Origin of the sequence: Zhongshania aliphaticivorans, from assembly GCF_902705875.1 — a bacterium.
GTDB lineage: Bacteria > Pseudomonadota > Gammaproteobacteria > Pseudomonadales > Spongiibacteraceae > Spongiibacter > Spongiibacter aliphaticivorans_A.
This window is the reverse complement of sequence record NZ_CACSIK010000001.1, coordinates 2047709-2067699: the sequence shown is the minus strand read 5'-3', so window position 1 is coordinate 2067699 and position 19991 is coordinate 2047709. Positions and strand designations below refer to the sequence as shown.

At 45.6% G+C, this 19991-nt stretch carries 20 protein-coding genes and 3 tRNA genes; 11 read left to right on the top strand and 12 right to left on the bottom strand.

What is annotated here, in order from left to right; genetic code table 11:
- Positions 1-9 precede the first annotated feature (9 nt).
- On the top strand, positions 10-471 hold the full coding sequence (locus AELLOGFF_RS09440; RefSeq protein ID WP_327785484.1) for a DUF1289 domain-containing protein: 462 nt from the start codon (positions 10-12) through the stop codon (positions 469-471).
- Positions 472-584: 113 nt separating this feature from the next.
- On the top strand, positions 585-1193 hold the full coding sequence (locus AELLOGFF_RS09435; protein ID WP_159268505.1) for a tRNA-(ms[2]io[6]A)-hydroxylase: 609 nt from the start codon (positions 585-587) through the stop codon (positions 1191-1193).
- Positions 1194-1209: 16 nt separating this feature from the next.
- Here AELLOGFF_RS09435 and AELLOGFF_RS09430 read toward each other — a convergent pair whose 3' ends face one another.
- The 4 genes from AELLOGFF_RS09430 to AELLOGFF_RS09415 all read right to left on the bottom strand — a co-directional run bounded on the left by AELLOGFF_RS09430 (position 1210) and on the right by AELLOGFF_RS09415 (position 5160).
- Positions 1210-1779 (bottom strand): ANTAR domain-containing response regulator, encoded by a 570-nt coding sequence (locus AELLOGFF_RS09430; protein ID WP_159268504.1) that lies wholly within the window; start codon positions 1777-1779, stop codon positions 1210-1212.
- 8 nt (positions 1780-1787) lie between these two features.
- Positions 1788-3086, bottom strand: a complete 1299-nt coding sequence (locus AELLOGFF_RS09425; RefSeq protein WP_159268503.1) for a CmpA/NrtA family ABC transporter substrate-binding protein — start codon at positions 3084-3086, stop codon at positions 1788-1790.
- 849 nt (positions 3087-3935) lie between these two features.
- Positions 3936-4658, bottom strand: a complete 723-nt coding sequence (locus AELLOGFF_RS09420; RefSeq protein ID WP_159268502.1) for a UDP-2,3-diacylglucosamine diphosphatase — start codon at positions 4656-4658, stop codon at positions 3936-3938.
- A gap of 7 nt (positions 4659-4665) precedes the next feature.
- Positions 4666-5160, bottom strand: coding sequence for a peptidylprolyl isomerase (locus AELLOGFF_RS09415; protein ID WP_159268501.1), 495 nt, complete (start codon positions 5158-5160; stop codon positions 4666-4668).
- Positions 5161-5321: 161 nt separating this feature from the next.
- On the opposite strand from AELLOGFF_RS09415, the gene AELLOGFF_RS09410 reads away from it, so the two are divergent.
- Both AELLOGFF_RS09410 and cysS read left to right on the top strand, forming a co-directional pair.
- Positions 5322-6995, top strand: coding sequence for a glutamine--tRNA ligase/YqeY domain fusion protein (locus AELLOGFF_RS09410; protein ID WP_159268500.1), 1674 nt, complete (start codon positions 5322-5324; stop codon positions 6993-6995).
- A 112-nt stretch (positions 6996-7107) separates the two neighbouring features.
- Positions 7108-8508: a cysteine--tRNA ligase gene (cysS, locus tag AELLOGFF_RS09405; protein WP_159268499.1), complete on the top strand. Its 1401-nt coding sequence runs from the start codon at positions 7108-7110 to the stop codon at positions 8506-8508.
- A gap of 32 nt (positions 8509-8540) precedes the next feature.
- On the opposite strand, the gene AELLOGFF_RS09400 is transcribed toward cysS, so the two are convergent.
- Genes AELLOGFF_RS09400 through folD form a run of 3 tightly spaced genes read right to left on the bottom strand, consistent with a single transcriptional unit; the run spans position 8541 to position 10425 of the window.
- Positions 8541-8912: a VanZ family protein gene (locus AELLOGFF_RS09400; RefSeq protein ID WP_159268498.1), complete on the bottom strand. Its 372-nt coding sequence runs from the start codon at positions 8910-8912 to the stop codon at positions 8541-8543.
- The gene (locus AELLOGFF_RS09395; RefSeq protein ID WP_159268497.1) at positions 8909-9565 is read right to left on the bottom strand and encodes a lysophospholipid acyltransferase family protein; all 657 of its coding nucleotides are present in this window, start codon (positions 9563-9565) and stop codon (positions 8909-8911) included. Before AELLOGFF_RS09395 ends, AELLOGFF_RS09400 begins: the two co-directional genes overlap by 4 nt.
- 14 nt (positions 9566-9579) lie before the next feature.
- Positions 9580-10425 (bottom strand): bifunctional methylenetetrahydrofolate dehydrogenase/methenyltetrahydrofolate cyclohydrolase FolD, encoded by an 846-nt coding sequence (folD, locus tag AELLOGFF_RS09390; protein WP_159268496.1) that lies wholly within the window; start codon positions 10423-10425, stop codon positions 9580-9582.
- A gap of 173 nt (positions 10426-10598) precedes the next feature.
- Between folD and AELLOGFF_RS09385 the strand changes: the two genes are divergently transcribed.
- The 5 genes from AELLOGFF_RS09385 to AELLOGFF_RS09365 all read left to right on the top strand — a co-directional run bounded on the left by AELLOGFF_RS09385 (position 10599) and on the right by AELLOGFF_RS09365 (position 15154).
- A tRNA-Pro gene (locus tag AELLOGFF_RS09385) sits at positions 10599-10675 on the top strand.
- Positions 10676-10703: 28 nt separating this feature from the next.
- A tRNA-Arg gene (locus tag AELLOGFF_RS09380) sits at positions 10704-10780 on the top strand.
- A gap of 26 nt (positions 10781-10806) precedes the next feature.
- Positions 10807-10882 (top strand) — tRNA-His (locus tag AELLOGFF_RS09375).
- Between the two features lie 821 nt (positions 10883-11703).
- On the top strand, positions 11704-13332 hold the full coding sequence (locus AELLOGFF_RS09370) for an OmpA family protein (protein WP_159268495.1): 1629 nt from the start codon (positions 11704-11706) through the stop codon (positions 13330-13332).
- Between the two features lie 118 nt (positions 13333-13450).
- On the top strand, positions 13451-15154 hold the full coding sequence (locus AELLOGFF_RS09365) for a ShlB/FhaC/HecB family hemolysin secretion/activation protein (protein ID WP_159268494.1): 1704 nt from the start codon (positions 13451-13453) through the stop codon (positions 15152-15154).
- A gap of 80 nt (positions 15155-15234) precedes the next feature.
- Here the strand turns inward: AELLOGFF_RS09365 and AELLOGFF_RS09360 are convergent, their stop codons facing one another.
- The 5 genes from AELLOGFF_RS09360 to AELLOGFF_RS09340 form a co-directional block, all read right to left on the bottom strand.
- Complete coding sequence (locus AELLOGFF_RS09360) at positions 15235-15993, bottom strand: pyridoxine 5'-phosphate synthase (protein WP_159268493.1); 759 nt, start codon at positions 15991-15993, stop codon at positions 15235-15237.
- A gap of 34 nt (positions 15994-16027) precedes the next feature.
- Entirely contained in the window at positions 16028-16504 is a 477-nt protein-coding gene (locus AELLOGFF_RS09355) for a peptidylprolyl isomerase (protein ID WP_235035647.1), read from the bottom strand.
- 95 nt (positions 16505-16599) lie between these two features.
- Positions 16600-17271 (bottom strand): TIGR04211 family SH3 domain-containing protein, encoded by a 672-nt coding sequence (locus AELLOGFF_RS09350; RefSeq protein ID WP_159268492.1) that lies wholly within the window; start codon positions 17269-17271, stop codon positions 16600-16602.
- An 83-nt stretch (positions 17272-17354) separates the two neighbouring features.
- Positions 17355-17654 carry a YciI family protein gene (locus tag AELLOGFF_RS09345; RefSeq protein ID WP_159268491.1) on the bottom strand — a complete coding sequence of 100 codons (300 nt, stop codon included), beginning with the start codon at positions 17652-17654 and terminating at the stop codon, positions 17355-17357.
- A gap of 6 nt (positions 17655-17660) precedes the next feature.
- Positions 17661-18374: a VC0807 family protein gene (locus AELLOGFF_RS09340; protein WP_159268490.1), complete on the bottom strand. Its 714-nt coding sequence runs from the start codon at positions 18372-18374 to the stop codon at positions 17661-17663.
- 89 nt (positions 18375-18463) lie between these two features.
- Between AELLOGFF_RS09340 and AELLOGFF_RS09335 the strand changes: the two genes are divergently transcribed.
- Both AELLOGFF_RS09335 and AELLOGFF_RS09330 read left to right on the top strand, forming a co-directional pair.
- Positions 18464-19294, top strand: coding sequence for a PHP domain-containing protein (locus AELLOGFF_RS09335; RefSeq protein WP_159268489.1), 831 nt, complete (start codon positions 18464-18466; stop codon positions 19292-19294).
- 27 nt (positions 19295-19321) lie between these two features.
- Complete coding sequence (locus AELLOGFF_RS09330; RefSeq protein WP_159268488.1) at positions 19322-19951, top strand: L-threonylcarbamoyladenylate synthase; 630 nt, start codon at positions 19322-19324, stop codon at positions 19949-19951.
- Positions 19952-19991: the final 40 nt, after the last annotated feature.

The window sequence follows — 19991 nt, the reverse complement described above, 5'->3', positions numbered from 1 at the left end:
AGTTTGTCGGTGGTGATCCCGCGAGTAGTTACCCCTTGTATTGGTGTTTGTTCTACAGCGCTAGGGGATGACGTATGCCGAGGCTGTAAACGTTACAGCCATGAAGTGATAGCTTGGAATGGGTATACAGACAAGCAAAAACAAATTATTGATGAGCGTCTCGACGGTTTTCTCATCCAGGTAATGTCAAATAAATTAACAATTCGAGACCCGCAAGTTTTAGCGTGGCAGTGCCAAACCCAGCGGGTACGTTACCCCGCTCATAAAAGCCCGTATATTTGGTTGTTTCAGTTGCTGAGGGCTGGTGCAGGTCAGATTGTTGAACCCATTCAATTCGGTTTTATCGTTGATGTGCAATATCAGGATGTTTCTTTGTCTGAGCTTCGCGATATGGTAGATCGAGAGTTCTATTTACTTTCGGAAGCGCATTACCAACGGTATATTGGGATGTATTTGCAATCGGACAAATAAATTTTGGGGCTGCAGTTATGAATGGTTTCGGTATTTAGCTGCAACACTTACGCACGCGATGCGTACCGAGTTTGTTATACTTGACAGGTTTTTTGTCATTCGGATACCTGTTCATGTCAGTCGATATTAGCGAAATTCTAGCTTTTTTACCCTGTGAAACGCCCCAATCATGGGTGGATGCGGCGTTAATGCACCCTGAAGAAATGCTGATTGATCACGCTAATTGCGAAAAAAAGGCAGCTGGGACGGCGCTGAATTTAATGTTCCGTTATGTCGATAAGCCTGATTTGTTAACGAAAATGTCAAAATTGGCTAGAGAAGAGTTACGCCATTTTGAACAAGTCATGGCTATTATGAAAAAGCGCGGTGTGGCGTATCGGCATTTATCATCGGCTCGTTATGCAAATGGTTTACGCACTGAAGCACGGACAAGTGAACCCCATAAGTTAACCGATATCCTTATAATTGGTGCTTTGATTGAGGCGCGTTCTTGCGAGAGGTTTGCCCGCATAGCGCCCTTGCTAGATAGTGAGTTGAGTGCGTTTTATACGTCTTTATTAAAGTCTGAGTCACGTCACTTTAAAGATTATCTAAGCCTGGCAAAGCAATATGCCAATGAGGATATTGCACCTCGAATTGATGTTTTTAAACAGCAGGAACAGCTTTTAATTGAAAGCGAAGACGAGGTGTTTCGCTTTCATAGTGGGCCACTGGCTGCCTAATTTTAAACTTGCTGCATTAGATGAATGACCCAGTTTCTACAAGTTGTCGGGCGACTTCAGCTATAGGGCGGCCTTGTCGGTCAGCATTTTTGCTGAGTAAATCTTTGGCCTGTTCATCGGTAAGTCCATAGGTTTCGGTGATGAACTTCTTGGCGTTATTCAGGGTTTGGCGAGCGTCAATTTCAGGTTTAAGGGCTTGTACTTCAGTTTTTAAGCGGTCAATACTATAAAAATAACTCAAAGTAATGTCGATTAATGATTGCAATAGTACCGGCGGTATATCGTCAATGGCGTAGAGGCTGATACCCGCCTCAGCAGCTAGTCGGTTAATACTTTCTGACTGCTTTTTCCCAAGTTTAATAACAGTTCGTGGGCTTGATTGATCTAATTGCACCAAGTGTTCTAATGTGTCCCTGTTTGGGGAGTTGGTGTCTACTAGGATTATTTCTGGATGCATTGCCCCCACAAGTTGGTATATGTCTGTGTTGTGATCGTTGATATTGACTAATTCGATGCCCGCCCAGTCTAAAATGGGATCGATTTTATTTACACGGGTATCGTCGATGTCGATCAGCAATACTTTCATTTGAGCAGTTAAACCTCTTTTTGAATGTTGATAAGTCGTAATGCAGGGATATCTGCTTTAGAAAGGCTTTGTTGTTCTAGGTATTTAATAATACCGCCGACACTGATTACCTTACCGTCTAAAAACTGATTTGGGCCGATGTGTTGGGATTTCATCAGCATGTTTTTTTCATGTAAATTACCTTCGGTTTTCCGGTCAATGCTTGGGCTTTCAATACCTAGTGCCTCGGAAGCCATGCGGAATAGACCTGGCTTGTAAACAGCTGCGACGGTTTCCTCAATGTTGATTGGTGTTGTGAGCTGCCCCCAGCGATACATCTGCGATATGAACCATTCGGCATGATTCAGCCAAGGGAAATTTGCGGAGTAACGATGAAATACATGAAAGTCTTCAACTTTCTCCGGTGCTTGACCAAAATGCTTTAGCGACGATCCTGTCAGTGACATGGCTACCGTTTCTTCTGGCAGTGCAATATACGGCGCTTGACTGATTACCTTTGCTGTTGATTTACGGTTTTCTTTTTTATCAAGCCATACGCAGGCTTTAATCAAAGCTCTTAATATCGCTTGGTGAGTAGCAGGGTGCTCTTTTGCCCAGATTTCACTCACCGCGAAAACTTTTTCTGGGCTGTTGTTCCAAAGTTGGTATTTTGTGGCGACAACGTGACCAAGGTTTTGCTGCACAGCCAAGGTATTCCAAGGCTCACCCACACAAAATCCATGTATGTCACCATCGGTCATCGCTGTAACCATTCTTGGCGGTGGAATCACTACAATTTCAATATCGCGATCAGGATCAATTCCCGCACTTGCTAGCCAGTAGCGAAGCTCATAGCTCTGGGTGGAGCAGGGGTAGACAATGCCAAAACGCAATTTAGGCCGTTTATTGCGTTTGTTTTCTTCAACAACACATTGGAGTGCTTGGGCGGCAATAAGCGGACTGAATTCGCTTCGTGGGTCGATGGAAAACAAGTGATCGTAGAGGTCGTTATTAACAGTGATGGCGTTACCGTTTAAGTCGAGAACCATCGCACTAATCATGTCTATTTTTGGGCCACCCACGCCGAGCCGAGAGGCAACAGGAATGGATGCTAGCATTTGTGCTCCATCGAGAATGCCTAGCCCGACTTTATCGCGAATTCCAGCCCAAGATGTTTCTCTAGATAGGGAAACGTTTAATCCTTCGCTGCGGAAGTAGCCTTTTTCGTTTGCTATCACCAAGGGGGCGCAGTCGGTTAGGGGTATAAAGCCCAGAGTGATATCGGTTTTTTCTAGTTTCAAAGCAGTTTTTGAACTTGTAGGACTCATTTTAAGCTCCTTTTTTACTTGCAGCGGGTTTCATGTTGCTGATTGTTATATCGCTCTGGCTAGAAATGGGCGTTTTTTGCCCCTCGGGGTAAGCGTTAGTGCGTATTCTTGGTGCAAAAAATGAAAGGAGTGATGCGGCAAAATTTTTTTTGTTACTGGCATTATGACTTACATAAGTGCATTTTTGGAGGTGAGGGGGCATAAGTTGTGAGGGTGAATAACTTTTTCTCGTGTCCAAAGTGCAATGCGTATTTAGAAATCTTGTTTGTTTTGTTTTAAGTTTGAATGTTGTCATTGCGTTAGCGCTAAAGGCCATTGTGCCTTGGTGTATCAGTAACGCTTTTGCTTGAGTTTCTGATTCAGAGCCTAGATTTGAGTAATCCGTATGAGTGCCGGGTTGTGTGCCGGGCAGCATGTTGCTGGCTTGTAAATTATGTAGCAAGTTTTTACTGCGCTCCGCCTATGTAGTCCATTTTATAAATAGCTGGCCCACTAATGTATTTATATGATCGCTTTATACTCGTCATTAAGTGCCTTAAGGCGTTAGCACAATCTGGGCCATGTTGGCGTGTTTTTTCGTATAGGCTCTTTGCTTTTGAAAAAGCGCGGATACCCTTTTAATTTAGTTAAGTGGAGTGGTTTATTTGAGGAGGGGTTGCGCCTTTTTTGTATTTTTCTGTTACATAGTTACAGCGAGGTTGCCGTGACGTCATGGCCTTATGCCATATATTCTGACCTAGTAAGACGATGTGGTGGGTTGATGTTGCTTGGCGTATCTGGGCTTGCTAGTGAGTGGAGCTTAATACGATGATTTACCTGCTAGGTAATACGTGGAATTGCTTTGATTTTTTATAGCGGCTTGGACTGCAGTATTAATGAGTTGTCACTGGCTTCGAGGTACCAAAGTTTGCTATCCCAGTCACCAAGCACAATACGTTCAGCTTTTTGATGGCTAATGGTGAGTTGGTGCCGATATGGTCGATGAGTGTGTCCGTGAATGAGCCTAGTGCAGTGGTGTTGCTGCATAATGTTGCTTACCGCATCCGCATTGACATCCATAATGTCTTCGGCTTTGTTGCTGTTTGCTTCATTGCTAGCCATGCGCATGTGCTGGGCTATGGCGCGGCGCTCTTCTAGAGATTTGCTGAGTGCTTCGTGTTGCCACACAGGGTCACGAGTCATGGTTCTAAATTGCATGTAGGCATGATCATCTGTGCATAGGCTATCACCGTGCATAAGCAGTGTTGGCTCACCGCAGAGTGAAATAACACTGGGGTCTGGTAGGAGTGTGGCGCCTACTTCGGAGCAGAAGCTGCTACCTATCAAAAAATCTCGGTTGCCATGCATAATAAAAATTGCCACTCCGCGCTTTTTAAGAGTCGCTAAGGCTGACTTTACGGATTGTATTAGGTCAGAAGTATCGTCATCGCCAATCCAGCCTTCAAAAAAATCACCGAGGATATATAGAGATTTAGCCTTAAGGGCGGTGGTTTGAAGGAAATGGAAAAACGCCCGGGTTATATCCGGGCGCGTTTCATCCAGATGTAGGTCTGAGATAAATAGAGTGGTCATGCAGCTATCAGTCTACCCATACCGCTTTTTCTATAACCACATCTTCAGCGGGAACATCCTGATGGCCGGCGGCGCTAGTTGTCTTGACTGCTTTGATCGCATTAATGACGTCAAGCCCATCAACAACTTTTGCAAAAACCGCATAGCCCCAGCCTTGCATAGTTTTACTGCTGTGATTTAGGAAGTCATTGTTCTTTACGTTAATGAAAAACTGAGCGCTGGCAGAATGAGGGTCGCTAGTGCGTGCCATTGCTAGTGTGCCAAGTTCGTTTTTAAGGCCATTATCGGCTTCATTTTCGATTTGGCTGCGAGTTTCTTTTTGCTTCATACCGGGCTCAAATCCACCACCTTGAATCATGAAGCCATCGATAACACGGTGGAATATGGTGCCATCATAATAACCATCAACAACATATTGTTTGAAGTTTTCAGATGTTTTTGGTGCGTTTTCGAAGTCGAGCTCAATTTTAATGTCGCCGAAATTTGTAGTGAAGATAATCATTTACGCGGATCTCGCTTATAACCGGAAATTAAAGTCGCTATAATAAGGGTTTTGGCTTCGGGGCGAAACCGGCGGTAGTCGACAAGTAGTTATCTCGTGATAAATACTTTGCCTCAGCTGTTCCCTCTAAATGGCCGATATTGAACATCTGGAACCTTTCAATGACTGATAATGTAGTATCTGGTAATAATTTTCTTCGTACTATCGTAACGGAAGACATTGCTTCTGGCCGTTTAAGTGGTGAGCTTGTTACCCGCTTTCCCCCTGAGCCTAATGGCTTTTTACATATTGGTCATGCTAAATCGATTTGTTTGAATTTTGGTCTTGCAGAGCAATTTGGTGGCCGTTGTCATTTACGTTTTGATGACACCAACCCTGCAAAAGAAGAGCAGGCTTATATTGATGCTATTCAGGAAGATATACGCTGGTTGGGTTTTGAATGGTCGGGACCGATTCGGTACGCCTCTGATTACTTCGATACTCTTTTTGAATACGCGGTGCATTTGATTCGAAATGGAAACGCTTATGTCTGTGATCTCAGTGCCGATGAGGCAAGGGAATATCGTGGCACGTTAACGGAACCGGGTAAAAATAGCCCGTATCGTGAGCGCAGTGTTGAAGAAAACCTTGCATTGTTTTCGGATATGAAAGAGGGCGTCTTTGATGAAGGGCACTGCGTATTGCGGGCGAAAATTGATATGGCTGCCCCCAATATTAATCTTCGTGACCCCATCATTTATCGTATTCGCAAAGTTAGCCACCATCAGACTGCCGATAAGTGGTGTATCTACCCAACCTATGATTTTACTCATGGTCAATCCGATGCGCTTGAGGGAATAACCCACTCGATCTGTACCTTGGAGTTTGAAGACCATCGTCCTTTATATGAGTGGTTCATTGCTAATTTGCCGGTGCCAGCACAACCTAAGCAATATGAATTTGCTAGGCTTAATGTGAATTATACGGTGACCAGCAAGCGTAAATTGAAAATGCTGGTGGATGAAAAGGTAGTTGATGGTTGGGATGATCCGCGCATGCCGACAATTGCAGGAATGCGTCGCCGAGGGTTTACCCCAGCTTCATTGAAGCGCTTTTGTGAAATGGTGGGGGTTGCTCGCAGTGAAGGAGTGGTCGATGTGGCAATGCTTGAGCACGCTATCCGTGACGACCTTGATAAAAATGCGCCACGGGCAATGTGTGTTATGGAACCGCTGAAAATTGTCATCACTAATTACCCTAGTGAAAAAGTGGAGTGGTTGACTGCGCCAGGACATCCAAATCGCGATGACCTAGCTGAGCGCAGCTTGCCCTTTAGCCGTGAAGTGTTTATCGAGCGTGATGATTTTCGCGAAGAGGCAAATAAAAAGTTTAAGCGTCTAGTACTAGGTAAAAAAGTGCGTTTACGTAATGCTTATGTCTTACTAGCAGAGTCTGTGGTTAAGGACGCTGATGGAAATGTTGTCGAAGTGCATTGCACTTATGATGATGCAAGTCATGGTGCTGATCCGGCAGATGGTGTTAAACCGAAGGGTGTTATTCACTGGGTTTCAGCTAGTCATGGCAAGCGTGCGACAGTTAGACTTTATGATCGTCTGTTTAGTCATGAGTCACCGGATAGAGGCGGTGAAGAATTCCTTGACCATGTTAACCCTGACTCTTTGCGTGTATTGGAGGGTTGCTGGATAGAGCCAAGTTTGGCAGATGCTCTCCCCGAGGCGAGCTTTCAGTTTGAGCGTACGGGTTATTTTGTAGCAGATCGAGTTGAGCATCGCAGTGATGCGCCGGTATTTAACCGCTCTATTGCTTTGCGAGATACTTGGAATGGCGGCCAGTAAAACGCCTCACAGAAATGGGTAGCAAGGTCTGAGCTATTAAGGGCTCAGACACAAATTTTAACTAGGTTGTTAGCTGAGAGTTAATGGCCTTCTAAGGTTACAAACGATTTTTATGACGATTCAAATTTATAACACCTTAAGCCGGAGTAAACAGCCCTTAGTGCCATTATTGGATGGCAAAATTAATATGTATGTCTGTGGTATGACGGTGTATGACTATTGTCATCTTGGTCACGCACGGGTGTTGGTCGCCTTTGATGTGATTACCCGTTATTTGAGAGCCAAAGGCTTTGATGTCAATTATGTGCGTAATATCACTGATATCGACGATAAAATTTTACGTCGCGCTGAGGAAAATGACGAGCCCTATGAGGTGTTAACTGAGCGCTTTATTCAGGCTATGCATGAAGACGCTGCTCGCTTGGATATTATGCCCCCAGACCAAGAGCCTCGGGCCACGGCGCATATTGGCGATATATTGGCGATGATTGGACAGTTACTTGAAAAGGGATTTGCGTATAAGGCGTCAAATGGTGATGTGTATTATCGAGTAACCGCTTTTGCTGATTACGGTAAGTTGTCCGGTAAAAAACCGGATGAGTTATTGTCTGGTGCCCGTATCGCGGTAGATGAGGCTAAAGAAGACCCTCGTGATTTTGCGCTATGGAAGGCGGTAGCTGACGGTGGGGTAAGTTGGCCCTCTCCTTGGGGAGATGGTCGACCTGGTTGGCATATTGAGTGTTCAGCGATGTCGACGTGCTGCCTAGGGGATACTTTTGATATTCATGGCGGTGGCCCAGATTTGGTTTTTCCTCACCATGAAAATGAGATTGCGCAATCAGAGGCGGCGACGGGTAAGCAATACGCGCAGACTTGGATGCATGCTGGTGCGGTGCGTGTCGATAATGAAAAAATGTCCAAATCCTTGGGTAATTTTTTTACGATCAGAGAAATATTAGATAAGTACCACCCGGAAGTGGTTCGGTATTTTCTTATATCCAGTCATTACCGCAGTGCCATCAATTATTCAGAAGATAATCTTCAAATTGCTAAGCAAAATTTAGAGCGTTTTTACCACGCTTTTAAAGGTTTGGATGTAGGGGAGGTGATACCGTATCAATCTCTTGATAGAAGCGATGATTATGTTCAACGCTTTGATGCTGCCATGGCAGATGATTTCAATGCGCCGGTAGCGCTCGCGGTGCTTTATGACATGGTGCGGGAGTTGAATAGTGCAAGGGAGGCTGGAGGCGATAAGCTGGCATCTTTAGCGATTACGCTAAAGTCTTTGGCGGCCACCTTGGGTATATTGCAATTATCTGCAGATGCATTTTTGCAAGCCGGTAGTGATGACCATCTAGCTGCGGCAGATATTGAGGCGCTTATCTTAGAACGAGTGCAGGCTAAGAAAGATCGCTTATTTTCCCGTGCTGATGAAATTCGTGATTCCCTCAAGGATCAGGGTGTAATTTTGGAAGATAGCCGTGAGGGAACAACCTGGCGTCGGGCGTAGTGTGCGACGGTGCATGGAAGTCGTAGGGGGTATTAATCTTTTGGCTGCTTATACCGATGGTAGGTAGTCAAAATAAGTAGCATCAAGGTGTAGCCACTTAAAACCCCCAGCGTGTTGGCAAGCCCATCTTGTATTGACGTATCTCGCCCTGGCGAAAATTGTTGGCCATATTCTAGTAGCAAACCATAGATGACGATGCCCGCAGCGTATTTTATTCGTTGCTTATGTGTATTCGCCAGCGGAAAGACGAGCGCCATGAAGAGGGCGTAGGCACCAAAGTGCTGTGCTTTGTCCCAGATATTGATGTCTATTGTGTTTGTCGTTGGTAGCAGTGAAAGAGCGGTAATTAATACCGCGTAAAGCAGTATTACGACGAGATAAGCTTTATGTAGCAGGCTGGTCATTTGGAGGGGGCTTTATAGTCGTCAATTTGTAGTCCGCTGAGTTGTTTCTGCGCTGCTAACACAGCGACATTGATATCTGCTTCGTCAGCATAATCTTCCATGTCAAATTTTTTGTAGTTAAAGCTTACCGATGCAAAGGGTTTTGGGAATTTTGATTTATCCCAAGATTTTTCAATGCGCCAGCCATCGTATTCGGCTCTAATTAAATAAAGCGGGAGCTTGGTTTTTTTTGCCAGCATCATGGCGCCTTGTTTCATTTCGTGTCGTGGGCCGCGCGAACCATCTACGGTAAAGGCGATAGATTTGCCTTTGCGCGCAGCCCGCAATAACTGGAAAAAAGCGTCTTTGCCTCCACGGCTGGGTGAGCCTAATGCTACTTCGTAGTCGTAACGCTCCATGACCTTAGCAATGGCATAGCCAAAATGATTTTGGGACGCGATGGAGGCAACACCCTGATTGCGGAAATAATATACCAGTGGCATAAGCTCATCGTGATATACGGCCATGACGCAAGGGTGCTCTATATCTAACTGGGATTTGAATTTTATCGTTTTCATTACCCAAAAAAATATTTGCAGAACACCGGTAAGCAGGGCTCGCACAATTTTTTTCACTGGTCCAATTTTTTTTGGTGGCTTGTTTGCCCTGGCCATTTATAAATTACCTATTAAGCGATAGCTTTTTCGCCGGAGTCAACGCTTTGGAAAATAAGGGTGTTAATCGTCATCGGGCCTACGCCGCCAGGAACTGGCGTGTACGCGCTAACGCGGTCTTTGAGCGGGGCTAGTTCAATGTCGCCAACACCGCCGGGGTGATAGCCAGCGTCAATGACCACGGCGCCATCTTTAACCCAAGAGGCCTTGATGAATTCAGGCTTGCCAACGGCGCCCACTAAAATGTCAGCTTGTTTTATCAAGCCCTCTAAATTCTGAGTGCGGGAATGGCAAATAGTAACAGTGGCATTGGCTTCGAGCAGCATCATTGCCATAGGTTTACCAAGAATCGCGCTGCGACCCACTACAACGGCGTGCTTGCCCTCAATGTCAATTTTGTAATGCTCTAGTATCCGCATAATACCTTTGGGTGTGGCGCAGCCATAGGCATCTTCTCCCATAGCCATGCGGCCAAAGCCGAGGCAGGTAACGCCGTCGACATCTTTGTGCAATGAGATGGCGTCAAAGCAAGCGCGTTCGTCAATTTGCTCCGGAACAGGATGCTGTAACAAGATACCGTGAACATTGGGGTCGTTATTTAGTTCATCAATTTTTGTGAGGAGTTGTTCAGTTGTTGTTGATCCTGGCATCTCGACGGCAAGTGAATCCATGCCAACACGTCGACATGCGTTGCCTTTCATCTTAACGTATGTGGCAGAGGCGGGGTCGTCACCGACAAGTATGGTGGCCAAAATTGGAGTGCGGCCGTTAGAGCGGTCTTTTAGGGCTGCAACTCGTGTATTTAATTGTTCTTCCCAGCTTGCCGCTAGGGTTTTCCCGTCTAGAATCAATGCCGTCATTCAGAATGGTCTCGTAATAAAAAGATGATTCAAATTAGAGTGTTATTGTCTCACGGCGTTAAAGTGCAGGCCAATAAATCAAGTGAATAATTTTTCCCTAAACCGTTGACGAGAATAAAAGGTCTGCGTATCATGCGCAGCTCCTGTAGCGGGGCTTACGGGAAACGAGAAATCGGGGTATAGCGCAGTCTGGTAGCGCGCCTGCTTTGGGAGCAGGATGTCGGGAGTTCGAATCTCTCTACCCCGACCATTTTTCGTATCTCAGTTCGGACGGTATTGCGCCCGTAGCTCAGCTGGATAGAGCAACGGCCTTCTAAGCCGTCGGTCACAGGTTCGAATCCTGTCGGGCGCGCCATTTACAGGACAGTTTTATTCCCAATGGTGGCCGTAGCTCAGTTGGTAGAGTCCAGGATTGTGATTCCTGTTGTCGCGGGTTCAAGCCCCGTCGGCCACCCCATTATATTTTCACTTCGTTAGTTCCAAATACGCGTTTAAGCAACATGCTGCGCGCCTTTCTTTCAGATCATTTTCCTTTTAGATCATTTTTATGAATTATTTTTTTAAGCCTCTATTCAAATATCGGCGATCGTTATACATTACGTGTGTTTCCGAACTCGAACCCTGACACTTTAGAGTAAGTATAGTGGCTAAAAGTATAGGTTCAGTGCGTGCTGGGGCCTTTTTGGTTTCGATGCACCTGTATGTCAGGTATGGATAGAGGAAATGATTCGGCTTGGCATTCCTTGGCAAGGCCTTGTTCCTTTTTTCTACTTCGTGACGGCTTTAAGTAATCCTTACCGAGCTTTTGTTATCTGAGTAGATGGGTAATTGTAAAATTAATTACCCATCAGGGATGATTTGATTCGGTTGACTCAAAAATATGTGTGAGCTAAGTCTCATAAAGCAATTTTTGTAAAAGAGATGCGTGATAAAGCTTGGCAGTTTAATGAAAACGGAGTACTACGTTGGTAACGGGTGCGTATTCTGCTGCGGCTTAGTTTGCCATTGTTTAGGGGCTCAGAATACCGCCTTAACACTTGCTTAGTTAATTGCAGTGAGCATTGATGCCACCTAGACCATAGCGTGTGTTTTGATTCATTTTGCTTATTTTAGCGATAAATAGTGTCTTAACTAACGGATGAAATGGGTGTCCATTTATTGCTGTGGTTCACTAGCAATACAGCCACATTTCTTTATGTATCTAAGGGTGGCGTTAGTGCAGGGAAAAAGCTGTTTTTTTTGATCTCTTTAGTTTTTCTTTTCAAACGGAGTTGTCTAATGAAGTTCTCTCGCAGACTAATGTCTGTCTCGTTTTTCGTTTCGTTTTTGATGACTTCGTCAATTGCGTCGGCGGATGCTTTGACGGATCTTCTTAATACCTTGGGCTTGCCCCAGTTGCTATCCGAAGTAGGCTCAACAGTCGGTACTGTGGGGGCTTCAGTGCTCGATCCAGTGGGCACCGGAGATAATGATTTTCTCGGAGTGGATGTGTTAAACCCTGAGGATGATCTGGGGGCAACCGTTGGTGGTTCAGGCGAATTGACTGGTTTTGGGAATAAAACCGATTCTGAAACGGCGATACCGCTAGATGCTCTTGGTTTAAGCGAATTGTTAAATACCTTAGGTTTAACTTACGAGGCTGGGTTTGCTACGCAGCTACGTGGGCTCCTTGGTCCTGAGGGCGTGATTACAGAGGGTTTGGTGGATGCGTTGCAGACCATACCGGCTGCGTTGGAACTGCCCGGGCTTGCTATGGGGGATGGGCTAGTTATCGATGGGGCTGAAAACGGTCTGATCGGTTTGTCGGTACTTGATTCTGGGTCTGGCGGTAATGGCGGTGCTATTGGTGTAGCGATTTTGTCAGGTGAAAATTCAGGGAATGGTGATTCGCTTGGTGTCGCTGTTCTGTCGGGGAGTAATTCTGGAAATAGCGATGCCATTGCCGCTGGTATTCTGTCCGGTGAGAATGTTGGTAATGGCGGTAACATCGGTATTGGCGTCTTAAGTGGAGACACTGCTGGAAACGGTGAGAGTGTTGGGGTGGGCGTACTTAATGGTGCCAATTCAGGCAATGGCGACACTGCGGGGGTAGCTGTCTTAAGTGGCGATAACTCAGGCAATGCAGTGCTTGCCGGTGTGGCTGCGTTAAATGGCGCTAATTCGGGTAACTCAGATACCATCGCGGTGGGTGCCATTAACGGTGAGAACTCTGGGAATGCAGGTGTTATAGCGGTTGGCGCATTAAATGGACCTGAATCTGGTCAGGGTGGGCTGGTTACTGTTGTTGCAGCTAATGAGCCTACTACGGATTCAGATGATGATGGTGGCGATACTGACAGTAGTTGTACTGGTGCAGGTTCAGTTGCTTGCGGGGAGCAATTGCAGTTGGCAATGTTAGATAGCTGCAAAGATGTTGACGGTGATGGTGTTTGTGATGAGAGAGATGAATGTCTTAATACGCCCGCGGACATGCCTGTTTTTCTGACTGGCTGTCATCTCACTGAAGACGCTCCACTAGTTTTGCGTGGTGTTAATTTCGAATTTGATAAGGCGGACCTAACTCCTGAGTCATACCCAATATTGGAGCATGCAGTGAGGGTATTGGCTGCGCAGCCTGCGGCGCTAGTCGCGGTAGACGGGCATACCGATTCTAAGGGGAGTGATGCTTACAATATGCGGCTTTCTTATCAGCGTGCTAGCACTGTCTACAGTTACTTGATTGATTCTGGTATTGCCAGTCATCGTTTGGCCTATCGGGGTTTTGGGGAGAGTGTGCCGATTGCTTCAAATGTTATGGATGATGGGAGTGATGACCCTGTAGGTCGTGCGGAAAATCGCCGAGTTGAGTTAACTATTCTCGATGGCGAAACCTTTAGTGGGGTTAAGCAAGAGAACGTTTCAGAGTAAATAGTAGGCGTAATATTAGCGACCGGCAGCGGGGCTTTCCTCGCTATCCCTCGGGCTTGCAAAGTACGCTCCTTGTCTAATCAGTATTGAATTTAACGCATATTTAAGGACTAGAATTATGGCTATTGATTTTCCGCCGGCGTTACCACCACACTTAAGTACTGTCGCACAAATAACGACTTCTGCTGCAGCGAACGCTCCCTATGTAGGTTTGGTCAACGGCTATGAGCTGCGAGTCACCGGTGAGCATTATTTAAATAACACTGAGTTAGCTGCAATTTTTAATACGGCAAAAACGCCGTCCCAAGCTATATTTTTGATGAGCTCTTTAACGCTGCGTAAGGGTCATCTATTAGTGTCGATGAACTATGCCCCCGATGGCAACCTTGTTTATATTCACGCTGTACAAGCGACATTAGCGGCAGTAGATAATGATGCAGTGGGTAAATATTTTACCGGCCTGGAAGGCGATGTGGATCTAACGCGCGCTGAATTTGAGCGTGCCCGCGTGATGGCAAATGTTGAGAGTATACGAACAGGCGTAGATTATTCGGCAAGATTCTTGGTGGATCAAAGCCAACCAGAAGTAGCTCGTCTGGTATTTGATGCGGAGCCAGTTGTTGATTTCGACAAGACGGATGTTTTTGTTCAAATTGGTAATCAAGGGAGTCGTTATGTTGGGCGCTATTTTGGCGATGTTGGCATAAGTCATAATTTTGGAGATGGAAGTCGTGTGGGCTTGGGGTATGAAACCGCGTTTACAGATCTAGGGGAGTCTCGTGACGGCGAGGATTACCACCGAATTCAGCTTTCTGCGGATAAGCCTTTTTCAACAGGTTTGTACGGTGTGGCAGCCAGTCATACTGAATATGCGCAAAATCTTGGTACCGTAACTGGAAGCTCAACCACCAGTGGGTCGGGCTTGGTTTGTAGTATTTTATCGCCAATAGGTTTGTGTACGCCTAGTACCGTAAGTACGACGCAGAATATTGAACTTGATGCCGATATTAATATTTTGTCACTGACGGGGGAGCAAGTCTTAGCGAGTGATTTGTCTTACCGATTAAATTTGTTTGAACGCATTGAATATATCGATTCACAATTAGATGTGGATGGCATTGGTAGCTTACAGGATGAGAAGTACGGTACCTTGGAGCTGGGTGCTAAATATTTTTCTGTTCAAGCAGTGGGTGAAAATCAATTCCGTTGGTCTGCTCAATTATCGTTTAAGGCGGGTATAAGCGGTGATAGTGGAACGCTGGGGACTTATGACGATTATAGTGCTGATTATTTTGCCGCCAACCCAGGAGCAGCTTCGGCACCTGAAGTTGTTCCTGCTGCGCGAACGGCTGAATTCGTTACGATTTTACCGAAAATCGCGGCTAATTTGCCTTTTTCAGATGATACGGAGCTTAACCTTAGTTTCTTTGCTCAATATGCTGATGAGCAATTACCACAGCAACAGCAATGGGTGCTTGGCGGGATGAAGTCAATCAGCGCCTATTTGCCTGGAGTGTTGTCAGGAGACTCAGGGTATTTTGGTGAATTAAATCTACAACATACTTTGCATATTGCCAGCGTGGATATAAGTGCGTCGGTATTTGCTGAGTACGGTGCTGCGTGGTTTGAGAATGTGTCTGGAGCGGCGGGAGATGAGCGAAGTATTGTTGATGCTGGGATTAGGATTTCGGCAGATTTGGGCTGGGGGGTTAAATTAGACGCCGTAGCAGCAAGGTCTGTCGCAGATGATGGATTTGCATCGTCAGAAGAGCTTGAAGATCTGGAGGCTGACTTTTACGTAGTGTTAAAGAAAGTCTTTTAACGATTACTTGCATGGCATCCCCTTGGTCTTCTCTGCTACTGGGGTGTCATGCTAATTTGTCTTGGTGTTTGTTAGGCTTGTTAACGCAGGCAGCTTAAGTAGGACTTAATACAGTTATCCAGCCCCATCTCAATGGCATCAATGGTGAAAGCATGCCCAATAGAGACCTCTAGTAAGTTGCGAACACTATTTTTGAATAAGAATAAATTATGCAGATTTAAGTCGTGACCTGCATTTAAGCCAAGTCCCACTTCGTAGGCGACATCACTGGCCTCAATAAATTGATTTAAAATATTATCTTGATGTTGTGAGCCAAAACTTTCTGCATAAGGACCAGTGTAAAGCTCTATGCGGTCGGCACCAATGTCTTTTGCAAGGCGTATTTGGGTGGGAGAAGGGTCCATAAATAGACTTACCCGAACACCTAGATTTTTGAGCTCAGCAATGATTGGCGCAAGCCGGTCACCATCTTGTTGGAGGTCAAATCCGTGATCGGAGGTGAGTTGGCTATTTGTATCAGGGACAAGAGTACATTGAGCTGGCTTGGTTAAGCGAATGATTTCCATAAAACCAGGGTAGTCGCTTACGCCAGGTCGAGCGCTCTTTGTTGCCGGCGCAAAGGGGTTTCCTTCAATGTTAAATTCTACTTCAATCATGCTTGCTAATTCATAGCAATCATCGGCACGGATGTGTCGTTGATCAGGTCTTGGGTGCACTGTAATGCCATTGGCGCCTGAAGCAATACATCGCGCAGCGTGAATGGCAACACTGGGGTATTCCGTATCCCGTGAATTTCGAATTAAGGCAATTTTGTTTAGATTAATACTGAGAGCAGTCAATGAAATCCCTCGCGCATAGGCGCAATTATGGTTGCTATTTCACTTTGGTGCTAATGATTAATATCGGTTCGACTGGCACGTCACTCATATAGTTGACGGTGTGAGTCTTGCTGATGGCGATATCACGAACCACATTTTGCCCATCGATGACTCTGCCAAAGACGGCGTAACCGTCTCGGCCCATGCGTGCATCTAAGTTAAGATTCATACGCATATTGATGAAAAATTGTGAGCGCGCGCTGTTAGGATCGTCAGTGCGAGCCATGGCTACAGTCCAGCGTTCGTTCCGCAGCTTACTTGATTTAGATTCGTTAATGATGGCGTCGCGATTTGGTTTTTCTACCATATCCGCAGTAAAGCCACCGCCCTGAACGGCAAATCGCTGAATAACACGATGGAAGATGGTCCCATTATAAAAGCCACTATTAACATAGTTGAGGAAATTCTTAACGGTGATGGGGGCTTTTTGTGGGAAGAGTTCGATAGAAATGTCGCCTTTAGAGGTTGTCATAACCACAACTGGATTTGGGGATAAATCATCAGCATGGGCAGGTGTTGTGATTACACAACATAAAAGCAATAAAAGTGCGGTAAAGTTACGCATCATTACCCCCAGTCAGACCGGCGCTTAGGCATCATGCGGGGGACAATAAGGGCAATCATGACGCCGATAAGGACTGCAAAAGCGCCATTTAAAAAGAATTCATTTTCCTTGTCTTCTCGCAGGCGAGCATTGTCTGTTTTAAGTACGTCGACTTCACTGCTGAGCATTTGGTTGGATTCAAGTAGGCGACGGTTATCTTCATCTAATTTGATGCTGTTTGCCGAAATCCGCTTAATTTCTTCTAGTTGCTCCGTGAGATTTGTATTTTCCTTGTTGAGCTCATTGACAACGCTGTTTGTTTTTTCGCTAGATTCCGTTGAATTTTCTAATTGAATACGCAGGTCTTTATTGGTGGCAGAAAGCGCTTCAATGCGTTTTTTGTTGGCTTCAAGCTGGCTGCGGGCTGAAGGTGACGAGCTCAGATAATGGCTTGGTAGCCAGCCCTCAACGCCTTTGCTCGTTTTCACTTGAGAATACCCGCTGTCTTTGTTGGTGCTTATTAGCTCAAGTTTCTCTCCGCTGGGAAGGCCACGGTGGATAATCCGGTATTTGGACCCGTCGCCAACGCGTAGCGGCACATATATTTTATCACTGATGTAACGGGTTTCTGCAAAAGATGCACTTGCCAGGCTAAATAAGATGGCTGATAAGCTAAATATAAAAAATTTCTTCACAGGATTTTCCACGTTAATAAGATACGCTAAATATATAACAAACAAGGATAAAGCACTTGCTGGAGTAGTTCAATTTTCCTTTGTTAAGGCAGTACTTTTTTATAGGGTTTTACGAGCACTTTGGCATAGACGCCCGCTTGTATATAAGGGTCGCTGTCTGCCCACTGCTGCGCTTCCTGAAGTGATTGAAATTCAGCGATAATTAAACTTCCGCTAAAACCGGCTTCACCTGGGTCTTCTGAGTCAATGGCTGGATGAGGGCCGGCTATAATAAGGCGGCCTTGTTTTTTAAGGTCTTCAAGACGGGCAAGATGGGCGGCGCGGGCACTTTGACGCTTACTTAAGCTGTCTTGAACGTCTTCACTAATGATGGCGTATAACATGTTGTTCTAACCTACTCTGAAAATATCTTCGAAACTAAGGGCAGTAAGCTTTTCAATTCGCTTTACTAAGTAAAATAATGCGCCCAGCATGACTAAGGTGCAGGGGAGGGCAATGACGGGAAAGCTAAGTCCTGTCATTTTTCCCAGTTCGGCACTGTACTCTGCGGTACCGGGTGGGCTGACGAGAAGAACTTTTGCTAAGGCGTAATTTAGTGTCGCGGATAAAAAAAACGACAAGGCAACAAGGTAAGTTGCATTTCGCAGCGCTTTATCAAACAGATTACTGTTATCGTGTTTTTTTAAGGCGTGGTTAATTTTATCTGTATGTATCACATCATCGTTAAACAGAAAGGTTTTGATGAGTGGGTAGGGTGTGTACAGTGATATTAGTGTAGCAATGCCAATGATAGCGGGGATACTTGCTTCTTTGATAGCAATATACTCTGCATCTAGTTCTAGCAAGCTTATACCGCCAGTTAGTAATACACTGATAAACCCTAATATTGCGAAAGCATTGGCACGGCGAGTCTTAACGAAGTCATAAAGGCCAAATCCTAATGGGAAGGCGAGAGCAATCACGATACTATAGCGTGCGCCTAGGTAGGTATCGCCGCTGAGTTTGGTTAGTATCAGGGTGGGAATGACGATATTGAAGAGTAAATTGACGACCATGCTATGTCGTTGGCTATTTTTTTGAGTTGTGCTTGCCTGCTCAGGCATGACGCTTCCTGTGGTGGTAGTTAAGTAGAGGTAATCCGCCCACTATACCCATTTTAATTTTTCACCACTAGCCTATTAAGGGATTTGACATGATTGTTGATTTGCATACCCATACCACTGCTTCCGATGGTGGCTTGAGTCCCCAAGAGTTAGTGGCACGTGCGCAACAATGTGGTGTAAAACTGCTCGCCGTTACCGACCATGACACTATTGACGCTTATCAAATAATTGACGAACTAGCGGTTAATGAATTGCAAATTATTGCAGGTATTGAATTATCCTGCACATGGTCAGGGGTTAATATTCATGTACTTGGCTTGGGGATTGATACCAATAGTGGACGCTTAAAGTCTGAACTGGCGGCTCAGCGTGTAGCGCGAAGTGAGCGTGCTGTCATTATTGGTGAGCGATTAGCTAAGTTAGGGTTTGTTGGAACTTATGAAGGCGCTGCCGCGTTAGCCGAGGGGCGTGCAATTGGACGTCCAGATTTTGCCCGTTATATGGTGTCTGCAGGTTATGTCGATTCAATGGCGACAGCATTTGATAAGTACCTTGGCGCAGGAAAGGCTGGAGACGTTAAGGCGATGTGGCCAGCCATTGAGACCGTCGTTGAGTGGATAACCTCTTCTGGCGGTGTTGCTGTTCTCGCTCACCCCTTACATTACAAGCTAACAAATGCAAAATTGCGACGAATGTTAGTGGATTTCAAAGAAGCGGGCGGGGAGGGTTTGGAGGTTTGTAATGGCAGGCCGTCACCACAAGATTTAAATTATCTAAAGCAGCTTTGTCAGGATTATAGTTTTGAGGCATCTGCCGGCAGTGATTTTCATCAACCAAATAATTGGTCTGAGCTAGGCTGTCGCGCAGAGGTAGTAGCCCCTTGTCAGCCAGTTTGGGCGCGGTGGGCACAGTCAGAATAAATTGAATACATCATTGAGGGTCTTGCATTGAGTCAGCTTTTCCAAATACACCCAGAAAACCCCCAAGCGCGTCTTATTAAACAAGCAGCAGATATTATTCGTGCGGGTGGGGTCGTTGCATTTCCAACCGATTCGGCTTATGCGTTGGGATGCCAATTAGGTGATAAATCAGCGCTAGAGCGTGTTCGGGCAATACGTCGTCTCGACGACAAACATAACTTTACATTAATGTGTAGCGATCTATCTGAGCTGGGTACTTATGCGAGGGTAGATAATAGTGCTTTTCGCCTGCTTAAGGCCCACATTCCAGGGCCTTATACTTTTATCTTGCGTGCCACACCTGAGGTACCCAAGCGTTTATTACATCCAAAACGTAAGAGTGTAGGGTTGCGTGTTCCGGCTAATCAAATATGTTTAGATCTCATGGCTGAGTTGGGTGAGCCATTAATGAGTGTGAGTTTGATTTTACCTGGCGAAGATGTGCCAATGACCGACCCCTATGATATTCGCGACACTCTTGGTGGATTGCTGGATTTAGTTATTGATGGCGGTTATTGCGGCATGGAGGCGACCTCAATTGTAGATTTGGTCGACGATGCGCCAGTTGTCATGCGTCATGGCTTGGGCGATGTGAGTCAATTTGAGGATTCGCTGTGACCGAAGCTAAGTTACACGTATAATCCCGCACTTGGTAGAT

Excerpts from the sequence above, each read along its gene's own strand:
- AELLOGFF_RS09425 (WP_159268503.1), bottom strand. The coding sequence starts at position 3,086 with ATGAGTCCTACAAGTTCAAAAACTGCTTTGAAACTAGAAAAAACCGAT.
- folD (WP_159268496.1), bottom strand. The coding sequence starts at position 10,425 with ATGACGGCATTGATTCTAGACGGGAAAACCCTAGCGGCAAGCTGGGAA.
- AELLOGFF_RS09395 (WP_159268497.1), bottom strand. The coding sequence starts at position 9,565 with ATGGCCAGGGCAAACAAGCCACCAAAAAAAATTGGACCAGTGAAAAAA.
- AELLOGFF_RS09410 (WP_159268500.1), top strand. The coding sequence starts at position 5,322 with ATGACTGATAATGTAGTATCTGGTAATAATTTTCTTCGTACTATCGTA.
- AELLOGFF_RS09420 (WP_159268502.1), bottom strand. The coding sequence starts at position 4,658 with ATGACCACTCTATTTATCTCAGACCTACATCTGGATGAAACGCGCCCG.
- AELLOGFF_RS09370 (WP_159268495.1), top strand. The coding sequence starts at position 11,704 with ATGAAGTTCTCTCGCAGACTAATGTCTGTCTCGTTTTTCGTTTCGTTT.
- AELLOGFF_RS09335 (WP_159268489.1), top strand. The coding sequence starts at position 18,464 with ATGATTGTTGATTTGCATACCCATACCACTGCTTCCGATGGTGGCTTG.
- cysS (WP_159268499.1), top strand. The coding sequence starts at position 7,108 with ATGACGATTCAAATTTATAACACCTTAAGCCGGAGTAAACAGCCCTTA.
- AELLOGFF_RS09355 (WP_235035647.1), bottom strand. The coding sequence starts at position 16,504 with ATGACAACCTCTAAAGGCGACATTTCTATCGAACTCTTCCCACAAAAA.
- AELLOGFF_RS09345 (WP_159268491.1), bottom strand. The coding sequence starts at position 17,654 with ATGTTATACGCCATCATTAGTGAAGACGTTCAAGACAGCTTAAGTAAG.
- AELLOGFF_RS09435 (WP_159268505.1), top strand. The coding sequence starts at position 585 with ATGTCAGTCGATATTAGCGAAATTCTAGCTTTTTTACCCTGTGAAACG.
- AELLOGFF_RS09400 (WP_159268498.1), bottom strand. The coding sequence starts at position 8,912 with ATGACCAGCCTGCTACATAAAGCTTATCTCGTCGTAATACTGCTTTAC.
- AELLOGFF_RS09430 (WP_159268504.1), bottom strand. The coding sequence starts at position 1,779 with ATGAAAGTATTGCTGATCGACATCGACGATACCCGTGTAAATAAAATC.
- AELLOGFF_RS09365 (WP_159268494.1), top strand. The coding sequence starts at position 13,451 with ATGGCTATTGATTTTCCGCCGGCGTTACCACCACACTTAAGTACTGTC.
- AELLOGFF_RS09415 (WP_159268501.1), bottom strand. The coding sequence starts at position 5,160 with ATGATTATCTTCACTACAAATTTCGGCGACATTAAAATTGAGCTCGAC.
- AELLOGFF_RS09340 (WP_159268490.1), bottom strand. The coding sequence starts at position 18,374 with ATGCCTGAGCAGGCAAGCACAACTCAAAAAAATAGCCAACGACATAGC.